This is a genomic window from Massilia sp. UYP11 (assembly GCF_050434805.1).
GTDB lineage: Bacteria > Pseudomonadota > Gammaproteobacteria > Burkholderiales > Burkholderiaceae_D > Telluria.
Window position 1 is genome coordinate 22,085 of sequence record NZ_JBNDJE010000005.1, and the last position, 19,873, is coordinate 41,957.

Genomic DNA, 19,873 nt, shown 5'->3' on the forward strand with positions numbered 1-19,873 from the left:
CCAACCAATGAGCCAACCAATGACCCTACTTGAGATCATGCGCTCGGCGAGCGTCATCCCCGTCATCGCCATCGACGACCCCGCCCACGCCGTGCCGTTGGCCAAGGCCCTGGTGGCGGGCGGCATCCGGGTGCTGGAAGTGACCCTGCGCACCGAGCACGGCCTTGGCGCGATCCGCGCCATGAGCCAGGTCGAAGGCGCCATCGTCGGCGTCGGCACGCTCACCCAGCCCGAAGAATTCGCCGCATCGCGCGACGCGGGCGCCGTGTTCGGCGTTTCGCCGGGCCTGACCCAGTCGCTGATCGACGCCGCCAGATCGAGCGGCCTGCCGCTGCTGCCGGGCGTGATGACGCCGTCCGAAGTGATGGCGGCGCGCGAGCAGGGATTCAGGCAGCTGAAGCTGTTCCCGGCGGTGCCGGCGGGCGGCGTCGGCATGCTCAACGCCATCGGCGGCCCGCTGCCGGACGTGACGTTCTGCCCGACCGGCGGCATCTCGATCGAGACCGCGCCGAAATTCCTGGCCTGCAAGAACGTGGCCTGCGTGGGCGGCTCGTGGCTGACCCCGAAGGACGCGATCGCGGCCGGCGACTGGGCGCACATCACCGAGCTGGCGAAAGCGGCGGCCGCGCTGCGCGCCTGAACATCGGGCTGCGCATCCGTCTGGGCATCGCGAGGGTCGCATGATGCAACTGCGCCTGCGCCCCCGCTTTCGCTCCATGAGCGAAGGCGAGATCGCGATGGCGTCGCTATTGTTCGGCGACGCCATCGACTACCGCCGGGTACGCGTGTACAACCGGCGCTACATGCCTTTCCAGCCGAAGAACTGCTGCATGACGCCCAACGGCAGCATGTACTTTCACCGTTCCTGTTTCCTGCCCGATTACACCCGGGGCGACCCGCCGGCGGTGCACTGGTATCTTCATGAGATGGTGCATGTTTGGCAGCATCAGCTTGGATACGCGGTGCGTCTACGCGGTGCAGTGCGTGTAGGCCTGCCATACCACTACGAACTGGAACCGGGTAAAACGCTTGCAGACTACAACATGGAGGCCCAGGGTGACCTGTTGGCGGATTACTTTGCGCTCAAGCACTTACGTGCTCCGGCAGCGATGCGCCAGCGGCGTTACGCGGGCAGTCTATTACTGTATGAAGAGGTGCTTGCGGGCTTCCTGGCCGATCCCGGCAGCGTGGCGAATCTGCCTCGTGATTGGGGCCGCTGCTTACTGGCGACGGTTCCGAAGTCTCAGGATGAGTGCCGTGGCGATGCCCGCCCCGATGGATGAAAGGACGATGATGTTCCCGACAGTCTCCACGTACATGCCCGTTGCAAACATGAGCATGGCGATGTAAACAAGCACGGCCGTTACGAAAGCGGCGGCAAGCGAGATGAGCGTGGTTTTCATTTGAAGGCTTCCAGCGTCGGGCAGTTGTAATGCAAGTGGGCATTGGAGCCGCCGGCAAACACAATCTCTTCCACGAACGACACGCAGTTGTTGGGTAAGAGTAGCCATTGCCATCGCTTGGACAGCAGTTCTTCCAGCTTTCGATGCGCCCCGAGTGGGTTACGGATGGGGACGGTCCAGCGGCGGATTTCATGCTTACCCCCTTCCTTCAGGTAGCGTTTGTATCCGGCTTCGTTCATGAATCGCGGTACTTCGTTGAACCCTGCCACGTGGAAGTACCAGCCAGTTCCGCCGATATGGAGCAGCGCATGACCGCAGAAGTTGATGCTGTCGCCGGACACGACGACGACACAGGTGTGATTGAAGTTTGACGGCTTGATGAAGCAGTTGTACATCATTTCGCCAATGTAGGCCGAAGGCTTGGGCTTGTTCGCGTTCGCTTGAATCGCGCTGTTCGTGGCCCTGCCCATTACAACACCTTGCCCACGATCTTGGGATGCTCGCGGCCTGGCATAGTCGTCTCCGTTCTTTGCTGGGGAAGTGACAACGATTCTTGACCGAACCTACTTGGAACGAATTGTCGCGGGTCAGCATTTCAACAGGGATAAGCATGGATCGCGGGGTGTGGACCACCGCAAGTGCACAAATTTCCATGCTTGTGGCTCATGGGTAGCAAAAACGTAGCGGAACGATATGAGGCGGTAAGTGCTCGATATCGTTCGTGGATGCGGCGACCATGCAGATGGTGGATCGCCGCGCCAGGTAGGGCAGGCCAGGGAGACTCAGGCGATCGCGGCTTCTTCCACTTCCACCGGCGCGGTGCGCCCGGCACGGGCAGGGGCCGGCTTGCGCACGACCAGCGCGTCGTCGCTTGGTGCGCGCCGGGCGTTGTGGACCGCGCTGCCGGCCGCATTCCCGTCGCCGACCTGGAACACGCTCACGATCTGCGCCAGCGCGGCCGCCTGTTCCTGCAGCGAGCCGGCCGCGGCCGCCGCTTCCTCCACCAGCGCGGCATTCTGCTGGGTCACGCCATCCATCTGGGTGATGGCTTCGTTGATCTGCTCGATGCCGACGGTCTGCTCGGCGCTGGCCGTGGCGATCTCGGACATGATGCCGGTCACGCGCGTGATGCCTTCGACGATTTCCTGCATGGTCGAACCGGCTTCATCGACCAGGCGGCCGCCGGCGTCGACCTTGGCCACCGAGTCGGCGATCAGGCCGCGGATCTCCTTGGCCGCGCCGGCCGAGCGCTGCGCCAGGTTGCGCACTTCGCTCGCCACCACCGCGAAGCCGCGGCCCTGCTCGCCGGCGCGCGCCGCTTCCACCGCGGCGTTGAGCGCCAGGATATTGGTCTGGAAGGCGATGCCGTCGATGACGGCGATGATGTCGCCGATCTTCTTCGACGATTCATTGATCGAGGCCATGGTCGACACTACCTTCGACACCACTTCGCCACCGTGCGCGGCGATCCGGGAAGCGTTCTTGGCCAGCACATTGGCCTGGCGCGCATTGTCGGCGTTCTGGCGCACGGTGCCGGTCAGTTCCTCCATCGACGAGGCGGTTTCTTCCAGCGCGCTGGCCTGCTGCTCGGTGCGCGACGACAGGTCGAGGTTGCCGCTGGCGATTTCCTGCGATGCGGTGACGATGGTCTCGGTGCCGCCGCGTACCGCGGTGACGGTCTTGAGCAGGCTGTCGTTCATGGTCTTGAGGGCCGCGAGGAGCTGGCCGACTTCATCGCGCGAGGCCACGTCGATGCGGGCGGTCAGGTCGCCGGCGGCGACCTGCCGGGCCAGTCCCACGGCCTGGCCCAGCGGCACCGTGATGCTGCGGGTGAGCAGCCAGCCGAACACGGCGCCGAGCGCGAGCGCGCCCACGCCGAGCGCCGTCAGCACCTGCCTGGCCGTGGCGTTGAGCGCGTCGATATTGGCCTGCGCCTCGGCCGACAACGATTCTTCGTAGGCGACGACCGCCTGGACCGCGGCGACGTACTTGTCGACCTCGGGCATCACCTTGTCGCGAAAGAAATCGTGGACTTCGGGGTGGCCTGCGCCCAGCGCCGCCTTGCGCTGGAAACCGTCGTCGCGCAAGCCGGTATAGCGGCTGCGCTGGCTGGCGACGGCGTCCATCAGCGCCTTGCCCTGGCTGGTGTCGACCATCGACGCGAGGCGCTTCTGCGTGACGCTCACGCCGGCGCTGGTCTTCTTCATCTCGGCATCGTAGTGCGCGTCCTCGGCCGGATCGGTGCTGGCGGCCTTGGCGCGGGTGCGCACCGCGTTGCCCTCGATGCCCCGCAACCACTGCTGGGCAAGGTTGACGCTGAGCGCAGCGTCGGCCATGACGGTCTTGGCCTCGGCGATGCGGTTGAGTTGCCACAGCGCGCTGACCAGCATCACGGCCACGAGGGCGAGAACGGCGGCGAATGCGCCGCCGAGCCGGATTCCGATCTTGAGGTTGCTGATTTTCATGGTGTCTCCTGTTCGAATGACGAGGTGGCCGGTCATCCCATACAAGGTCACCGGGTGATATTGCGTGAGATTTCAGTGCTCTGCATCAAGGATAAGCATGGATCGTGGGGTGTGGACCACCGGACGTCCACATATTCCCATAATCGTTGCTCTCAGGAAACACAAAGTTAACGGAACGATATGAGGCGGTAAGTGCTTGATATCGTTCGTGGGCACGGCGACCACGTAGCATGTGGGTCGCCGCGCCAGGTAGGGCAGGCCGGGGAGGATCAGGCGACCACGGCTTCTTCCGCTTCCGCCGGCGCGGTGCGCCCCGCACGGGCAGGGGCCGGCGTGCGCACGACCAGCGCATGGCCGCCTGGTGCGCGCCGGGCGCTGTGGACCGCGCTGCGGGCCGCATTCCCGTCGCCGACCTTGAACACGCTCACAATCTGCGCCAGCGCGGCCGCCTGTTCCTGCAGCGAGCCGGCCGCCGCAGCCGCTTCTTCCACCAGCGCGGCATTCTGCTGGGTCACACTGTCCATCTGGGTGATGGCTTCGTTGACCTGCTCGATGCCGACGGTCTGCTCGGCGCTGGCCGTGGCGATCTCGGACATGATGTCGGTCACGCGCGTGATGCCTTCGACGATTTCCTGCATGGTCGAACCGGCTTCATCGACCAGGCGGCCGCCGGCGTCGACCTTGGCCACCGAGTCGGCGATCAGGCCGCGGATCTCCTTGGCCGCGCCGGCCGAGCGCTGCGCCAGGTTGCGCACTTCGCTCGCCACCACCGCGAAGCCGCGGCCCTGCTCGCCGGCGCGCGCCGCTTCCACCGCGGCGTTGAGCGCCAGGATATTGGTCTGGAAGGCGATGCCGTCGATGACGGCGATGATGTCGCCGATCTTCTTCGACGATTCATTGATCGAGGCCATGGTCGACACCACCTGCGACACCACTTCGCCGCCATGCGCGGCGATCTGGGAAGCGTTCTTGGCCAGCACATTGGCCTGGCGCGCATTGTCGGCGTTCTGGCGCACGGTGCCGGTCAGTTCCTCCATCGATGAGGCGGTTTCTTCCAGCGAGCTGGCCTGCTGCTCGGTGCGCGACGACAGGTCGAGGTTGCCGCTGGCGATTTCCTGCGATGCGGTGACGATGGTCTCGGTGCCGCCGCGTACCGCGGTGACGGTCTTGAGCAGGCTGTCGTTCATGGTCTTGAGCGCCGCAATCAGGGCGCCGAGTTCGTCGCGCGAATCGACGTGGATGTCGGCGGTCAGGTCGCCCGAGGCCACTTGCTGGGCCAGGCCGACGGCGTGCGCCAGCGGGCGGGTGATGCTGCGGGTGAGCAGCCAGCCGAATGCGGCGCCGATGGCGACCGCGGCGACGCCGATCAGGATCAGGGTGCGCTGCACCGATGCGCTGATGGCGTCGATGCTCGCGTTGGCATCGGCGGCCAGCTTTTCCTGGAAGTCGGCCAGCTTGCCGGCGGCCACGGTATACGCGCGCATCTCGGGCATCACCTTGGTATCGAGGAACGCCAGCAGTTCCGGATTGCCGGCCCCGAGTTCGGCCTTCATCTTGTAGGCCTGGTTGCGCGCCGCGCTGTACCTGGCGCGCTGTTCGACCAGCGCCGTCAGCAGCACCTTGCCGTCGGCGCTGACGATCACTTCTTCGAAGATTTTTTGCAGCTCGCCGGCGCGCTTGCTGATCGCCGTCATTCCCGCTTCGTAGGACTGCTCTTCGGCCGGGTCGGTGGCCCGGATTTTCGCCAACGCGCTGACGGCGTTGGTGACGATACCGGCGCGCATTTCCTGAGCCAGCTTGGCTTTCTCGGTGGCCGACGCCATCTCTGCCTTGGCGCTGGTGATGTCGTTCAGCTGCCAGAGGGCGGTGCCCAGCATGGCGACCATCATGGCCAGGATGACGGCAAAGGCGCCGCCTAGGCGAATGCCGATATTGAGATCGTTGATTTTCATGGTTTCCAGTTCCGAGAACAAAAGGCCGGCTTGCGACTTGTTAAATCGAGGAAGGTGACGTCAGAGAAACGTCATCGGGCCGGTCAAAAGTACACGTTGTAGCTGTGCCAGGGAAACCTAAAAGAGGTTTTTTACCTTTGATGTTGCGAACAGGAAACGAAATAATGTTTGGTTGCTAAAGTTTAATAAAAATTAGACATTAGAATTATCTGCATTAAATATATTCGGGCAGGTATTTATAGTGCCATCATATATATTGCATATATTTACTTTTAACAAATATTCGACAATTGATGACAAATGCGCGTGGGTTTCGCCGCTTTCATCAACGGCACCAGATTACACCGCGCAGAGTTTTCGCAGGTCGGTGTCCGACCTGCCTGGCGAATGCGGACTGCATGATCGTGGCATGCAGTTGTCAATGAGCGCCCCTGTTTTTTCGGAGAATGGGGCCTGGTAATCCGCTAAAATGGCGGATTCCCTTTCCTCTACCAACCGCATCATGACTCAAGACGAACTGAAACAAGCAGTGGCGCGCGCCGCCATCGATTACGTGGTCGACGGTGAAATCATCGGCGTCGGCACCGGCTCGACCGCCAATTTCTTCATCGATGAACTGGCCAAGATCAAGGACCGCATCAAGGGCACCGTGGCCTCGTCCGAAGCCACCGCCGCCCGCCTGCGCGGCCACGGCATTCCGGTGTTCGACCTGAACGACGTCGAGTCGATGGCCGTCTACATCGACGGCGCCGACGAGATCAACGCGCAAGGCGCGATGATCAAGGGCGGCGGCGCGGCGCTCACGCGCGAGAAGATCGTGGCGTCGGTGTCGAAGAAGTTCGTCTGCATCGCCGACGGTTCGAAGCTGGTCGACACGCTGGGCAAGTTCCCGCTGCCGGTCGAGGTGATCCCGATGGCGCGTGCGGTCGTGATGCGCAAGTTGGCGGCGCTTGGCGGCCAGCCGACGCTGCGCCTCAAGCCCGGCACCGACCAGCCTTTCATCACCGACAACGGCGGTGAGCTGATCGACGTGGCCGGCCTGTCGATCACCGACCCGGTGGCGCTGGAAGAGACGATCAACCAGATCACCGGCGTGATCGCCGTGGGCCTGTTCGCCAGGGCCGGCGCCGACGTCTGCCTGCTGGGCACGGCCGACGGCGTCAAGACCCTTTCGCTCTGAGGGCGGCCATGAAGCGCGCGTGGATTGCGGCGGCCGTCCTGCTGGGCGGTTGTTCGGTCGTTGGCAGCGGGGTGGATCTGTCGGAGCCGGCCGTGACGCGGTCGCCCGACGTCGTCGAGATCCAGCGCGTGCCTTTCAAGGTCGGTGTGTCGTCGACCACGGTCGAGAAACTGGCCAGGGAGCAGGCCTGTGCCAGCGAGCAGGGCGCGGGCCTGATCACCGATCCGGGGCCGATCGAGGTCTACCGGATGCACTGCCAGGATGGCAAGGTGTTCATGGCGCGCTGTGAATTGCGTCAGTGCCGGAAGATGTGAATCCGGGGCCTGTAAACGTCATTCCTGCCACTGGCAGAAATGACTTCCCGCGAAGGCGGGAATCCAAGTTCTCCGGTGTTCCACTATGATTGAATCAAGTGGTCTGCGGATGACTTGGATTCCCGCCTGCGCGGGAATGACGTGCTTGCCGCAGTGGTGCTGAACTGATTACGCCGGCGGTGGCACGTAGCCCATCGCCTGGTCGGCGCCTTCGCCGAAGAAATGCTTCTCCAGCTGCGTCGCCAGGTACTTGCGCGCGCGGTCGTCGGCCAGGTTCAGGCGGTTTTCGTTGATCAGCATCGTTTGATGCTTGAGCCATTGCTGCCATGCCTCTTTCGAGACCGACATATACAGCTTCTTGCCCATCTCGCCTGGGACAGGCGGGAAATCCAGGCCTTCGGCTTCCTTGTTCAGTTTGATGCAGTGGACGGTGCGGGCCATTGTGTGCTCCTGTTATGCGTTTTCCGGGTAAGACCGCTATTATAAGGTCTTGATCAGGACCTGTGACCTGCGCTGCCAGTTGTACATGTGTTGCCGGTCCTTTGGCAGGTCGTCCACCGTGGCCGGCACGAAGCCGCGCTTCTTGAACCAGTGCGACGTACGCGTGGTCAGCACGAACAGCTTGCTCAATCCCGCCGCGCGGGCGCGGTTTTCCATGTGCTTGAGAATGCGCTCGCCATCGCCCTGGGTCTGCGCATCGGGGCTCACCGTCAGGCAGGCCATCTCGCCCATCTTCGACTCGGGGAAGGGATACAGCGCCGCGCAGCCGAAGATCACGCCGTCGTGGTCGATCACCGAGAACTGGTCGATCTCGCGCTCGATCAGCTCGCGGCCGCGGTAGACCAGGGTGCCATCGGCCTCCAGTGGCTCGATGAGCTTGATAATTCCGCCGACGTCCTCAATTGTGGCCTGGCGCAGGCTTTCCAGGTTCTCGTGGCTGATCATGGTGCCCACGCCGTCGTGGGTGAACACCTCGAGCAGGGCCGAACCGTCCATCTCGTAGGGGATGATGTGGGCGCGGTCGACGCCGGCGTTGCAGGCCTTGATCGCGTGCTGCAGGTAGAAAGCGGCGGAGTCGGACAGGAAGCCCGCCTGCAGCACGGCTTCGGCCATATGCGACGACAATTCGCGCAGTTCGGCGCCGCCGGCATCCTTCATCATCGGCGATTCGGTGATGAAGATCAGCTTGTCGGCGTGCAGGGCGATCGCGGCCGACGCGGCCACGTCTTCCATGGTCAGGTTGAAGATCTCGCCGGTCGGCGAGAAGCCCAGCGGCGACAGCAGCACCAGGTTGTCCTCGGTCTGCAGGATCGGGTGGATTTTTTCGGCGGCGATCTTGCGGGTGACGCCGGTGAGTTCGAAGTCGATGCCGTCGATCACGCCCAGCGGGCGGGCCACCACGAAGTTGCCCGAGACGATGCTGATCTGGGCGTTCGACATCGGCGTGTTGGGCAGGCCCTGGCTGAAGGCGGCCTCGATATCGAGGCGCAGTTCGCCGGCGGCTTCCTTCGCGCATTCCAGCGCGGCGGTGTCGGTGATGCGCACGCCATTGTGGAAACGGCCCTCGACGTTGCGCAGCGCCAGCTGCTCGGCCACCTGCGGTCGCGATCCGTGCACCAGCACGATGCGGATGCCAAGGCCGACCAGCAGCGACAAGTCTTGCGCCAGCACCGGCAGGGCGCCCGAAGCAACCAGTTCGCCCGGGAAGGCGACCACGAAGGTCTTGCCTCCGAAGGCGTGAATATACGGCGCGACCGAGCGCAGCCACTGGACGAATTGGGTAGGAGTTTCCATTTGCCGCATTATAATTCGCTGCGCGTTGTGCGCACCAAATCCTTGTAAAAATCAATGTCTGATCAGAGTAACAAGCCTTCGCCACAGCCGGCGCCCAGCGCCAATGCCACCTCCGCCCTCCGTCGTCCCCGTCGTGCGCCGGGCGAGCGCGGTGAACCGCGTCCACGCCAGGAGCGTGCGCCGCGCGAAGAAGCGCCGGTGGCGCGGCTTGTGCCACGCAATCCGCTGCCCCCGATTACCTTTCCCGAAGACCTGCCGGTGTCGGGCCGGCGCGCCGAGATCGCGCAAGCCATTCTCGAGAACCAGGTGGTCATCGTCTCGGGCGAGACCGGTTCGGGCAAGACGACGCAGCTGCCGAAGATCTGCCTGGAACTGGGGCGGGGAAGCAGTGGCCTGATCGGCCACACGCAGCCGCGCCGGATCGCGGCCTCGTCGACCGCCAAGCGCATCGCGCAGGAACTCGGTTCGCCGCTGGGCGAGCACGTGGGCTTCAAGGTGCGCTTCAACGACACCCTGCAAAAGGGCGCCTCGGTCAAGCTGATGACCGACGGTATCCTGCTGGCCGAGACCCAGACCGATCCGCTGCTGCGCAACTACGACACGATCATCATCGACGAGGCGCACGAGCGCAGCCTGAACATCGACTTCCTGCTCGGCTACCTCAAGCAGCTGCTGCCGCGCCGGCCCGATCTGAAAGTGATCATCACCTCGGCGACGATCGACGCCGAGCGCTTCGCGCGGCACTTCGCCGCCAACGACAAGCCGGCGCCGGTGATCGAGGTCTCGGGCCGCCTGTACCAGGTCGAGGTGCGTTACCGCCCGATCGACCGCGATCCCGTCGCGGGCGCCGCCGCCGTCGATCCGACCAAGCCGCTGCCGAAGGCCCAGGCCGCGCGCGAGAAGCGCGACCTGATGGATGGCGTGGTCGACGCGGTCGATGAGCTGTGCCGCATCGGCTCGGGCGACGTGCTGGTGTTCCTGCCGGGCGAGCGCGAGATCCGCGATTGCGCCGAGGCGCTGCGCAAGCACCATCCGCCGCACGTCGACATCCTGCCGTTGTTCGCGCGCCTGTCGGTCGAGGAGCAGGACCGCGTGTTCCGCCCGAGCGGCAACGCGCGCCGCATCGTCCTGGCCACCAACGTGGCCGAGACGTCGCTGACCGTGCCGGGCATCCGCTACGTGGTCGATACCGGCCTGGCGCGGGTCAAACGTTATAGCTTCAGGAACAAGGTCGAACAGCTGCAGGTCGAGCCGATCGCGCAATCGGCGGCCAACCAGCGCGCCGGCCGTTGCGGCCGCGTGGCCGACGGCGTCTGCATCCGATTGTTCGAGGAAGACGATTTCCTCAAGCGCCCCAGGTTCACCGAGCCGGAGATCCTGCGTTCGTCGCTGGCGGCCGTCATCCTGCGCATGAAGTCCCTGCGCCTGGCCGACGTCGAGACCTTCCCCTTCATCGAGGCGCCGCAGGGCCGCGCGATCGCCGACGGCTACCAGCTGCTGCAGGAAGTCGGCGCGGTCGACGACAGCAACGAGCTGACCCCGCTGGGCCGCAAGCTGGCCAAGCTGCCGCTCGACCCGCGCGTGGGCCGCATGATCCTGGCCGCGCTCGACAATCACTGCCTGACCGAGATGCTGATCGTGGCCTCGGCCCTGTCGACGCAAGACCCGCGCGACCGGCCGATCGAATACCAGCAGCAGGCCGACGAGAAGCACAAGAAGTTCGCGGACGAGAAATCCGAATTCCTCAGTTACCTGAAGATCTGGGCCTGGTTCGAGGACGCGATCGCGCACAAGAAGACCAATCGCCAGTTGCAGGACAACTGCCGCGCCAACTTCCTGTCGCAGCTGCGGTTGCGCGAGTGGCGCGATGTTCACTCACAGCTTTTGACGATCGTGCGCGAGCAGGGCTGGCGCCTGAACGACAGCCCCGCCACCTATGAACAGCTGCACCTGGCGCTGCTCACAGGTTTACTCGGCAATATCGGCTTCAAGTCCGAGGACGAGCAGGGCGGCGTGTATCTTGGCGCGCGCGGCATCAAGTTCCATATCTGGCCCGGCTCGACGCTCGGCAAGAAGGCGGGGCGCTGGGTGATGGCGGCCGAGCTGGTCGAGACCACGCGCCTGTACGCGCGCACCATCGCCCAGATCCAGCCCGAGTGGGTGGAGAAGATCGGCGGCCACCTGCTCAAGAAATCCTGGGGCGAGCCGCGCTGGGAAAAGAAACAGGCGCAGGTCACGGCGCTCGAGCGCGCGACCCTGTACGGCATCGTCATCTACGGCGGCCGGCGCATCAACTACGGCCAGCGCAATCCGGTCGAAGCGCGCGAGATCTTCATCCGCGACGCGCTGGTGGCGGGCGACTACGAGACGCGCCTGCCGTTCTACATCCACAACCACAAGCTGGTCAAGGACATCGAGAACCTCGAGCACAAGTCGCGCCGCCAGGACGTGCTGGTGGACGACCAGCTGATCGCGGCCTTCTACGACAAGGAGATCCCGCGCGACGTCGTCAATGGCGCCGGTTTCGAGAAGTGGTACAAGGACGAGGCAAGCGACAATCCGAAGCTGCTCTACCTGAACCGCGAAGAGCTGATGCGGCACGAGGCGGCCGGCGTCACCACCGAGCTGTTCCCGAAGACGATGGTCGTCACCGGCATCGAGATGGGCCTGACGTATCACTTCGAGCCGGGCAGCGTGCGCGACGGCGTCACGCTCGCCGTGCCGCTGTTCGCGCTGAACCAGATTCCGCAGGAGCGTCCGGCCTGGCTGGTGCCGGGCATGATCAAGGAAAAGGTGCACCTGCTGCTCAAATCGCTGCCGCAGAAGCTGCGCCGCCACTGCGTGCCGTTGCCGGAATACGCGGCCAGGTTCGTGGACCGCATCCATGCGGCGAACGCCTTCGGGCGCGGCGACCTGGTCGACGTCCTGATCATGGACGTGCGCGCGCAGACCAGCGTGGCGGTGAAGACCGCCGACTTCAAGCTCGAGACCCTGCCGGCGCACATGTTCATGAACTTCAAGGTCATCGACGAGCATGGCCGCCAGCTGGACATGGGGCGCAATCTCTCGACGCTCCAGGCCGAGCTGGGCGGACAGGCGCGCCAGAGCTTCCAGAAGATGGCCGAAGCGACGCCCGCCGCGGCCAATGCGCGTGCGCAGGCGGCGCGGCCGGTGGCGCCTGCGCCGACGGCGCCGTCCGCGCCTGCCGGCAAAGGCAAGGGGGGCGCGCCGCAGACCGCGCCGGCCGCCGCGGTAGGGAAAGATGGGGCGCAAGCAGCGGCGCAAGAAGCGGCGCAAGAAGCGGCATCGGGCCGCCAGCACACGAATCTGACCGGCTGGACCTTCGGCGAGCTGCCCGAACTGCTGGAGATCAACCAGGGCAAGCTGACCCTGATCGGCTTCCCGGCGCTGGTCGACAAGGGCGCCTACTGCGACCTGGAAGTGTTCGACGATCCGAACGTGGCGGCGCGCACCCACCGCGTGGGCCTGCGCCGGCTGTTCGCGCTGCAGTTCAAGGAGCAGCTCAAGTTCGCCGAGAAGAATATTCCCGGCCTGCAGGGCATGGGCATGCAGTTCATGAACATCGGCTCGCAGGAAGACTTGCGCGACCAGATCGTGGCCAAGGCGATCGACATCGCCTGCCTGCAGGATCCGCTGCCGGTCGACGCCGCCTCGTTCAACCAGCGCCGTGACCAGGGCAAGGGCCGCATTGGCCTGCTCATCAACGAGGTGGCGCGCCTGGCCGGACAGGTGCTGGGCGAGTACCACGGCCTGCCCAAGCGCGTACAGGGCCTGCCGCCGGCCGTGGCGTCCGACATCCAGGCGCAGCTGCAGGCGCTGGTGCACAAGCGCTTCATCGCGGACAACGAATACAGCCAGCTGGCGCACTTCCCGCGCTACCTGAAGGCGATCAATGTGCGTCTCGAGAAGCTGCGCGGCAATCCCACGCGCGATGCGCAGCTGATGGCCGAGTGGCAGACCGCGGCCAGCCAGTTCCAGCGCACGCTCAAGAATATGGCGGGCAAGAACAACGACCCGCGCATGGTCGAGTTCAGGTGGATGCTCGAAGAGCTGCGGGTGTCGCTGTTCGCGCAGGAGCTGAGGACGCCGATGCCGGTGTCGGCCAAGCGGCTGCAGAAGGTGTGGGAGTCGATGCTGCGGTAAGCGATAAGCGGTAAGCGGTAAAGCGGTATCGCCTCGCTACTTTCTACTTCGCCCCGTACCCTGTTAAGGTCACGTCATTCCCGCGCAGGCGGGAATCCAGGTTTGCGTGCCAAACCACAAGATTTACCTTTAGTGGCAGCGCATGAGACTTGGATTCCCGCCTGCGCGGGAATGACGTATTGGGGCTGCGGGCTGAAATGATCGTCGTCGGCCAGCCCGGTCGCATTGCCGCGGCCAGCACAAATCCCTTGTTCTTTCGCACACCTGTGCTAAAGTGGGTGCATGAACACCACGGCCAAAAGCGAAGCCACCTACGCCACCATCCTCGATGCGGCGGTCGGGATGGCGTCGACCGAGGGCATCGGCCAGCTGTCGCTGGGCGAGCTGTCCAAGCGTACCGGCATCAGCAAGAGCGGCGTCTTCTCGCGCGTCGGCTCGCTCGAGGCCCTGCAGGCGGCCGTGCTGGACGAATACGATCGCCGCTTTTCCGAAGAGATCTTTTTGCCGGCGCTGGCCGCGCCGCGCGGCTTGCCGCGCCTGTCCCTGATGGTCAATCTGTGGCTCAGGAAGATCGCCGGCGAAACCGCGCGCGGCGCGTGTCTCTACACTGCGGGCGCTTTCGAATTCGACGACATTCCCGTGCCGCATCCGCTGCGCGAGCGCATCGAGGCGGGCGTACTGCGCTGGCGCGCAACGCTGCGCAAGACGGTGCTGCAGGCGATGGATGCAGGGCATCTGCGGCCCGACACCGAACCCGAACAGCTGGTGTTCGAGATCTACAGTCTCGTGATCGGCGTGATGCACGACGCGCGCTTCCTGCACGACGCAGACGCGCCCAGGCGGGCGCAGCGGGCGTTCAACCGCCTGATCTCCACCTACAGGAGCTTCAGTGACCTCGAATGAGGGGCACCTCGAAAAACCTGCTGCGCGTTGCATTTTCGGTCTGCGATGCTCGCTGTACGCAGGTACAGCTGCGCTTCTCGACCGAAACTGCTGCCGCTCGCGACGGTTTTTCGAGGCGCCCTGAGGTCGGGCCGGGAGGGCCTCATCCTCCCTTTTTTTGCACTAATTTCGCATGACTGTGCGAAAGCGTGCTGTGCATAAGGAGTCGATCATGTCTGGATGGTGGTTGCTGGTGATGTCCCTGGCCGGACTGGCAGGGTATGTGGTGCGCGACGTGCTGCGTGGGCTTCCCCGGTCGAACGAGGATTTCGTGTTCTGCTGACGAAGCGGCGTTGTGGCGTAGACAGAAAGGACGGCGGACAAGCCGCCGTCCCTCCTGCCTCAGCCCGCCATGACGGGCCGGCCTCAGCCGATATTGCTGCCGCGGATGCGGCTGATATCCTTGTCGTCGCCCTGGTTGCCGGAGCGCGGATCGATGCTGTGGCCCGGCCCCTGGTTCGCCCGCGAATCGCCCATGCCGGCGCCCGCGCTGCCCAGGCTGCTCGAACCGGCGTGGCCGGCGCCCACGCTGGAACCCATCGCGCCGCCCGCATGGGCGCCGCTTGCGCTGCCGGCGCCGCCGACCAGGCCGCCCATCGTCACGCCCGGCCCCATGGTCGGTGCGCCCGAACGGTTCGGGTCGGTGCCATAGAAGCTGTGGATGCCGCTGGCCCAGCTCAGGTCGCTCATGTCCGGCCAGGCATCCTTGTCGAAGCCCGGTGCGGTCTTGAGGCGGTCCTTGTCGACGTTGAGGACGAAGCGTTTATTGACGGTGTCGAGGTGCAGCGCCTGCCAGGGCACGGCGAACAGTTTTTCTCCCATGCCCAGGAAGCCGCCGAAGGCCAGCACGGCGTAGGCCACCTGGCCGGTCTGCATGTCGAGCATGATTTCCTTGATGTCGCCCAGGTCTTCCTCGGCGGAATTGACGACGCTGTCGCCAATCAAGGTGTCAGCGCCCATCAGCGACGGTCCCGGACCCAGGTTCTCGCTGTCCTTGTACATGCCGTATTTATCGCGGTCTGCGTAGCCCATATGTTCCTCCTTGTCTATTGACGTTGCGAACATGCGACGGTCACTCCGATTGGAGCAGACCCTCGCCCTACGAAGGGTGCATGATAGAACGCTACGGAATCGGGGCGCGCGCGCTAGGGCCGGACAGGCTGCAGCGTTATGCGAACCAGCGCACAGATGAGGACGCGTGGTATGACTAATCTGCCAAGTTATGTCTAGGAGGAAAAAGAAATGACCGTCATTTCGCGCTGCACCAACGCCGGCCCCCTGGGCCAACTGATTCGTACCCGTTCTTTCGGCTCGCTGCTGGCGCGTCTGCTGCGCCGCGGCTGACGGCAATCACTGTCCCGCCCGGCAACGCCGGGCGGAGCGCAGTGAGCGCAAGATGGCCGCTTACAGCAAGCGCTCCCGGCAAGCGCTCATGGCAAGCACTTACGGCTGCCCGCCGCCGCCCGCCGCGCCATACACGTGGCCGGTGGTATAGCTGGCCTCGTCCGACGCCAGCGTGACATAGATCGTCGCCAGTTCGGCCGGCTGGCCCGGACGCTTCATCGGCGTATTTGCCCCGAACTGTTCGCGCCCTTCCGGCGAATTGCCGCCCGCCAGTTGCAGTGGCGTCCACACCGGCCCCGGCGCCACCGCATTCACGCGGATTCCCTTCGACGCCATCTGCTTGGCCAGCGACTTCGTGAACGCCACCTCGAAGGCCTTGGTGGCTGCATAGTCGAGCAGTTTTTCCGGCGGGTCGTACGCCGTCTGCGACGAGGTATTGATGATGACGCTGCCGGCCGACATGTGCGGAATCGCCGCCTTGGTGATCCAGAACACCGCGTAGACATTGGTCTTGACGGTCCAGTCGAACTGCTCGCTGGTGATGTCGAGGATCGACGCGTTGTTCTGCTGGCGCGCGGCATTGTTGACCAGGATGTCCAGGCCGCCCAGCTCGCGCACCGCCGTTTCCACCAGTTTCTTGCAGAAGGCTTCGTCGCGGATGTCGCCGGGAATGGCGACCGCCTTGCGGCCGGCGTCGCGGATCAGCTGCATGACTTCGCGCGCATCCGGTTCCTCGGCCGGCAGATAGCCGATGGCGACGTCGGCGCCTTCGCGTGCGTAGGCGATCGCGGCGGCGCGGCCGATGCCCGAGTCGCCGCCGGTGATCAGGGCCTTGCGTCCCGCCAGGCGGCCGCTGCCGCGATACGTGGTTTCACCGTGGTCGGGACGCGGCGTCATCTTGCTCGCCAGGGCCGGCCACGGCTGGTCCTGCTTGGGGAAGGGCGGACGCGGATAGCGCTTGGCCGCTTCGCGCGCCGCGCCCGGCGCCGGCTGGTTGGCGCCGCCCGCCTGCTGGGCCAGGGCCGGGACGGCGGCGGCCGACGCGGCCACGCCCGCGGCAACGGTGCTCATGGTGCTGACGAAGCGGCGACGCGACGGCGTCACGCCTTCTGGCTTCTGGTCTTCCGAACTCATGCTTGCTCCTTGATGGGGTGGGGCTGCAACCGCAGCCAAGTAGTGACGAAGATGTTAGTCGTTATCGAAAAGATACGGAACACGGTAGCTCGTGGGCAAGAACCGGCGCGGACCAGGGGGCATCAGCTTTTGGCGGCCCAATAAAAAAGGCGCTGTCATCGCTAGCTGTGGATGAGCATTGAACTGCTGAGCTGACCCGGGGTCCAATCCCGGTCGTCATCGATCGGGAGCGTAGGATGAAAGCGCCGCAGTTTGCGCAGCTGTTCGCCCAGCTGCCAAAGCTGAACCAGCCGCAGCGTCAGAAGGTGCTCGCGGCCCTGCATCCGGCAGCCGGGCTGGACCGGGTGATCGCCCTCATCGGCGAGATCCGGTCAACAGGGCGGCGCTGCCCGCACTGCGCCTGCGAGCGCTGCCACCGGCATGGCCAGGCCAACGGCCTGCAACGCTACCGCTGCTGCGCGTGCGGCCGCACCTTCAACGACCTGACCGGCACGCCGCTGGCGCGGCTCAGGCTCAAGGGCAAGTGGCTCGCCTATCTGGAAGTGGTGCTCGATTCCCGCTCGGTCCGCTCTGCGGCCAAGCGTGTCGGCGTGCACCGCAATACGGCCTTTCGCTGGCGTCATCGCTTTCTCGATCGGGTCAAGGACGACCGACCGGCGCGTCTCTCAGGCATTGTCGAGGCCGACGAAATGTTCCTGCTCGAATCGCAAAAGGGTTCGCGCAAGCTCGATCGCCAACCGCGCAAGCGCGGCGGCAGGGCCGCCCTGCGCGGAATCTCGCACCACCTCGACTGCATCCTGGTGGCGCGCGACCGCGGCGGCCAGACCGTCGACGCCTTGACCGGACGCGGCGCCCTGAAAGCGGCGCAGCTGGTCAGGCACCTGCGGCCGAAACTCGACCCGCAGGCGCTGCTGGTCACGGACGCCAACGCCGCCTATGCCGCCTTCGCCCGCGCCCACGGCGTCGCGCATCAAGCGGTCAATGTCAGTGCCGGCGAACGGGTGCGCAAGGGTGCCGAGGGCGCCATCGATGTTCAACATGTCAACGCCTATCACCGGCGCTTCAAGGAATGGCTGTCGCGCTTTCATGGCGTGGCGTCGCGCTGGCTGCCCAACTACCTGGGCTGGCATTGGGCGCTCGATGGCGGGCGGGTACCATCTATCGAGCAATTGCTGCGCATTGCATTCGGGGTCATCAACAGCTAATGGGTACAGCGCCATAAAAAAACGGGTGACCCGGCATTGCCGCGTCACCCGTTTCAGCGGGTACTACAGGATCGTGTGGATCAGTCGACGGTCGCGCCGCTGTCCTTCACGATCTTCGACCATTTCGCGCTTTCCGCCTGCACGAACTTGGCGAAGTTCTCCGGCGTATCGCCCACGTACTCGGTGCCGGTGTCGGCCAGCACGCGCTGGAAGTCGGGATGCTTCATGACTTTCTGCGACTCGGCGTTGATCTTGTCGACGATGGCTTTCGGGGTCTTGGCCGGCACGAACAGGCCATACCAGGCGTAGGACTCGATGTTCAGGCCCGCTTCGGCGAAGGTCGGCACGTCCGGCAGCAGCGGCGAGCGCTTGTTGCCCGAGATGGCGATCGGCTTGACCTTGCCGCTCTTGATGTGCGGCATGATCGCGATGGTCGAGTCGAACATGATCGGGATGTGGCCGCCCAGCAGGTCGGAAATCGCCGGCGCCGAGCCCTTGTACGGCACGTGCACCATGTCGAGCTTGGTCACGCCGCGGAACAGTTCACCGGTCAGGTGCTGCGGGGTGCCGTTGCCGGCCGACGCGTACGAGAACTGGCCTTTCTTCGACTGGATGTGGGCCAGCAGTTCCTTGACGTTCTTGGCCGGCACCGATGGGTGGGCGACCAGCACCAGCGGCGCGCGCAGCAGGTTGGTGACCGGGGTCAGGTCCTTGGCCGGATCGAACGCCATCTTCTTGTACAGGCTCGGGTTGATCACGATCGGCGCGCTCGAGGTGATCAGGAGGGTCTGGCCGTCCGGCTTCGAGCGGGTCACGGCCGCGCTGCCGATGTTGCCGCCGCCGCCGCCGCGGTTATCGATGACGAAGGACTGTTTCAGGCTCTCGGTCAGGCCTTTCGCCAGCGGACGCGCCGCGATGTCGGACGGGCCGCCGGCCGGCCATGGCACGACCACGGTCACGGTGCCGGTCGGCCAGTTCTGGGCGACGGCGCTGGCGGAAAGGACGGTTGCTGCGAGAGCGAACACGAGGGATTTTCCTTTGGACGGGAAGACTCGCATGGTTTTGTCACCTATATAGTTGAATTATTTCGCGGTTGTGTCGCGCAGTTGTTCTGCACGGTTGCTTTGCGCGGTTGCTTTGCGCAGTTGTTTTGCGCAGTTGTTTTGATAACCTGCTGAAACAATTTTACACGAATGCCCATGCGGATTGCGTAAGTAGTGGTACGGGCCTGGCGCGGGTGTTGTCTTTACGGCGCGGCGGCGCGGCCTTCGGCGGCGCTCTCTCGCCGTGGGCCGGCTCGCTCAGGGCCGCGCAGGCGCCGGCGGCTCCCAGAGGACGGTCGGCATCCATCCGGTGGCCGCCAGGGTGGCCTGCATGACGTTGGCGGCATTTTCCTTCGCCGTATCGAGCACGGCGCTCTGGCGGCAGGCCGCCTGCACCGCCTTCTGCGCCGTCTGCAGCGCATTGTTCATCGCATTGGTGCGGGTCTGGGCGGAAGGGATGAAGGCTTGCAGGCCCTGTTCGGTGACCGCATAGAAATAGGAGCCGCCCCGGTTGCGCGCCTCGTGGCTGATGCGCGCCTGCAGCGGGGCGGGCGGCGGCAGCACCACGGTGAGGGTGCGCGCGCGCTCGTCGATGTCTTCGTAGCGCGCCTGGCGCAGGTCGGTCGCCACCGTGCAGTCGCCGCGCGCGACCAGCAGCACGCGGGTGCTGCCCAGCCGTACTTCCCATTGCGACCAGGGGATGTCGACCGCGTTCGGCTGCGTGAACTCGATGACGTCCGAATAATTCATCCTGAGCGAGACCAGGTGGCCCATTTTTTCCAGCGCCACCAGCGGCGGTGGCGGCGCCTCCTGGCCGGGCGGCTTCTTGATGAAGGCGAAGGTGATGGCGGCGGCCGTGACGGCGACGAGCAGGATCGGCAGGCGTTGCGGTGATTTCATGGGCGCTGGCAGGTGCGTGGAATCGACGGCGGC

Annotated in this window: 16 protein-coding genes; 7 read left to right on the forward strand and 9 right to left on the reverse strand. The window is 64.9% G+C overall.

Going from position 1 to position 19,873, the window contains the following annotated elements; translation table 11 throughout:
• Positions 1-19 precede the first annotated feature (19 nt).
• Entirely contained in the window at positions 20-640 is a 621-nt protein-coding gene (gene eda, locus ABIB38_RS10595; RefSeq protein ID WP_429203726.1) for a bifunctional 4-hydroxy-2-oxoglutarate aldolase/2-dehydro-3-deoxy-phosphogluconate aldolase, read from the forward strand.
• Positions 641-680: 40 nt separating this feature from the next.
• Positions 681-1,283, forward strand: coding sequence for a Rhs element Vgr protein (locus tag ABIB38_RS10600; RefSeq protein WP_429203727.1), 603 nt, complete (start codon positions 681-683; stop codon positions 1,281-1,283).
• Positions 1,284-1,399: 116 nt separating this feature from the next.
• Here ABIB38_RS10600 and ABIB38_RS10605 read toward each other — a convergent pair whose 3' ends face one another.
• The 3 genes from ABIB38_RS10605 to ABIB38_RS10615 form a co-directional block, all read right to left on the reverse strand.
• Positions 1,400-1,873: a hypothetical protein gene (locus ABIB38_RS10605; protein ID WP_429203728.1), complete on the reverse strand. Its 474-nt coding sequence runs from the start codon at positions 1,871-1,873 to the stop codon at positions 1,400-1,402.
• Positions 1,874-2,185: 312 nt separating this feature from the next.
• A complete protein-coding gene (locus ABIB38_RS10610) occupies positions 2,186-3,868 on the reverse strand; it encodes a methyl-accepting chemotaxis protein (protein WP_429203729.1) in 1,683 nt (560 codons plus the stop codon).
• Positions 3,869-4,137: 269 nt separating this feature from the next.
• On the reverse strand, positions 4,138-5,820 hold the full coding sequence (locus ABIB38_RS10615; RefSeq protein WP_429203730.1) for a methyl-accepting chemotaxis protein: 1,683 nt from the start codon (positions 5,818-5,820) through the stop codon (positions 4,138-4,140).
• 502 nt (positions 5,821-6,322) lie between these two features.
• Between ABIB38_RS10615 and rpiA the strand changes: the two genes are divergently transcribed.
• Together rpiA and ABIB38_RS10625 are read left to right on the forward strand one after the other, a co-directional pair.
• Complete coding sequence (rpiA, locus tag ABIB38_RS10620) at positions 6,323-7,000, forward strand: ribose-5-phosphate isomerase RpiA (protein WP_429203731.1); 678 nt, start codon at positions 6,323-6,325, stop codon at positions 6,998-7,000.
• Positions 7,001-7,008: 8 nt separating this feature from the next.
• The gene (locus ABIB38_RS10625; protein WP_429203732.1) at positions 7,009-7,314 is read left to right on the forward strand and encodes a hypothetical protein; all 306 of its coding nucleotides are present in this window, start codon (positions 7,009-7,011) and stop codon (positions 7,312-7,314) included.
• Positions 7,315-7,482: 168 nt separating this feature from the next.
• On the opposite strand, the gene ABIB38_RS10630 is transcribed toward ABIB38_RS10625, so the two are convergent.
• Positions 7,483-7,755 carry an oxidative damage protection protein gene (locus ABIB38_RS10630; protein WP_429203733.1) on the reverse strand — a complete coding sequence of 91 codons (273 nt, stop codon included), beginning with the start codon at positions 7,753-7,755 and terminating at the stop codon, positions 7,483-7,485.
• A 39-nt stretch (positions 7,756-7,794) separates the two neighbouring features.
• Positions 7,795-9,108: an amino-acid N-acetyltransferase gene (gene argA / locus ABIB38_RS10635; RefSeq protein ID WP_429203734.1), complete on the reverse strand. Its 1,314-nt coding sequence runs from the start codon at positions 9,106-9,108 to the stop codon at positions 7,795-7,797.
• 54 nt (positions 9,109-9,162) lie between these two features.
• Between argA and hrpA the strand changes: the two genes are divergently transcribed.
• Positions 9,163-13,272: an ATP-dependent RNA helicase HrpA gene (hrpA, locus tag ABIB38_RS10640; RefSeq protein WP_429203735.1), complete on the forward strand. Its 4,110-nt coding sequence runs from the start codon at positions 9,163-9,165 to the stop codon at positions 13,270-13,272.
• A 282-nt stretch (positions 13,273-13,554) separates the two neighbouring features.
• The gene (locus ABIB38_RS10645) at positions 13,555-14,175 is read left to right on the forward strand and encodes a TetR/AcrR family transcriptional regulator (RefSeq protein ID WP_429203736.1); all 621 of its coding nucleotides are present in this window, start codon (positions 13,555-13,557) and stop codon (positions 14,173-14,175) included.
• A gap of 405 nt (positions 14,176-14,580) precedes the next feature.
• Here the strand turns inward: ABIB38_RS10645 and ABIB38_RS10650 are convergent, their stop codons facing one another.
• Together ABIB38_RS10650 and ABIB38_RS10655 are read right to left on the reverse strand one after the other, a co-directional pair.
• Positions 14,581-15,246 (reverse strand): PRC-barrel domain-containing protein, encoded by a 666-nt coding sequence (locus ABIB38_RS10650; protein ID WP_429203737.1) that lies wholly within the window; start codon positions 15,244-15,246, stop codon positions 14,581-14,583.
• Positions 15,247-15,657: 411 nt separating this feature from the next.
• Positions 15,658-16,692, reverse strand: a complete 1,035-nt coding sequence (locus ABIB38_RS10655) for an SDR family oxidoreductase (protein ID WP_429203738.1) — start codon at positions 16,690-16,692, stop codon at positions 15,658-15,660.
• A gap of 236 nt (positions 16,693-16,928) precedes the next feature.
• Between ABIB38_RS10655 and ABIB38_RS10660 the strand changes: the two genes are divergently transcribed.
• Positions 16,929-17,897, forward strand: a complete 969-nt coding sequence (locus tag ABIB38_RS10660; protein ID WP_429203739.1) for an IS1595 family transposase — start codon at positions 16,929-16,931, stop codon at positions 17,895-17,897.
• Between the two features lie 80 nt (positions 17,898-17,977).
• Here ABIB38_RS10660 and ABIB38_RS10665 read toward each other — a convergent pair whose 3' ends face one another.
• Positions 17,978-18,922, reverse strand: coding sequence for a Bug family tripartite tricarboxylate transporter substrate binding protein (locus tag ABIB38_RS10665; RefSeq protein WP_429203740.1), 945 nt, complete (start codon positions 18,920-18,922; stop codon positions 17,978-17,980).
• Positions 18,923-19,198: 276 nt separating this feature from the next.
• Positions 19,199-19,840, reverse strand: coding sequence for a DUF4230 domain-containing protein (locus ABIB38_RS10670; protein WP_429203741.1), 642 nt, complete (start codon positions 19,838-19,840; stop codon positions 19,199-19,201).
• Positions 19,841-19,873: the final 33 nt, after the last annotated feature.

Excerpts from the sequence above, each read along its gene's own strand:
- argA (WP_429203734.1), bottom strand. The coding sequence starts at position 9,108 with ATGGAAACTCCTACCCAATTCGTCCAGTGGCTGCGCTCGGTCGCGCCG.
- ABIB38_RS10615 (WP_429203730.1), bottom strand. The coding sequence starts at position 5,820 with ATGAAAATCAACGATCTCAATATCGGCATTCGCCTAGGCGGCGCCTTT.
- ABIB38_RS10610 (WP_429203729.1), bottom strand. The coding sequence starts at position 3,868 with ATGAAAATCAGCAACCTCAAGATCGGAATCCGGCTCGGCGGCGCATTC.
- ABIB38_RS10655 (WP_429203738.1), bottom strand. The coding sequence starts at position 16,692 with ATGAGTTCGGAAGACCAGAAGCCAGAAGGCGTGACGCCGTCGCGTCGC.
- eda (WP_429203726.1), top strand. The coding sequence starts at position 20 with ATGACCCTACTTGAGATCATGCGCTCGGCGAGCGTCATCCCCGTCATC.
- ABIB38_RS10670 (WP_429203741.1), bottom strand. The coding sequence starts at position 19,840 with ATGAAATCACCGCAACGCCTGCCGATCCTGCTCGTCGCCGTCACGGCC.
- rpiA (WP_429203731.1), top strand. The coding sequence starts at position 6,323 with ATGACTCAAGACGAACTGAAACAAGCAGTGGCGCGCGCCGCCATCGAT.
- ABIB38_RS10625 (WP_429203732.1), top strand. The coding sequence starts at position 7,009 with ATGAAGCGCGCGTGGATTGCGGCGGCCGTCCTGCTGGGCGGTTGTTCG.
- ABIB38_RS10600 (WP_429203727.1), top strand. The coding sequence starts at position 681 with ATGATGCAACTGCGCCTGCGCCCCCGCTTTCGCTCCATGAGCGAAGGC.
- ABIB38_RS10605 (WP_429203728.1), bottom strand. The coding sequence starts at position 1,873 with ATGGGCAGGGCCACGAACAGCGCGATTCAAGCGAACGCGAACAAGCCC.
- hrpA (WP_429203735.1), top strand. The coding sequence starts at position 9,163 with ATGTCTGATCAGAGTAACAAGCCTTCGCCACAGCCGGCGCCCAGCGCC.
- ABIB38_RS10630 (WP_429203733.1), bottom strand. The coding sequence starts at position 7,755 with ATGGCCCGCACCGTCCACTGCATCAAACTGAACAAGGAAGCCGAAGGC.
- ABIB38_RS10645 (WP_429203736.1), top strand. The coding sequence starts at position 13,555 with ATGAACACCACGGCCAAAAGCGAAGCCACCTACGCCACCATCCTCGAT.
- ABIB38_RS10660 (WP_429203739.1), top strand. The coding sequence starts at position 16,929 with ATGAAAGCGCCGCAGTTTGCGCAGCTGTTCGCCCAGCTGCCAAAGCTG.
- ABIB38_RS10650 (WP_429203737.1), bottom strand. The coding sequence starts at position 15,246 with ATGGGCTACGCAGACCGCGATAAATACGGCATGTACAAGGACAGCGAG.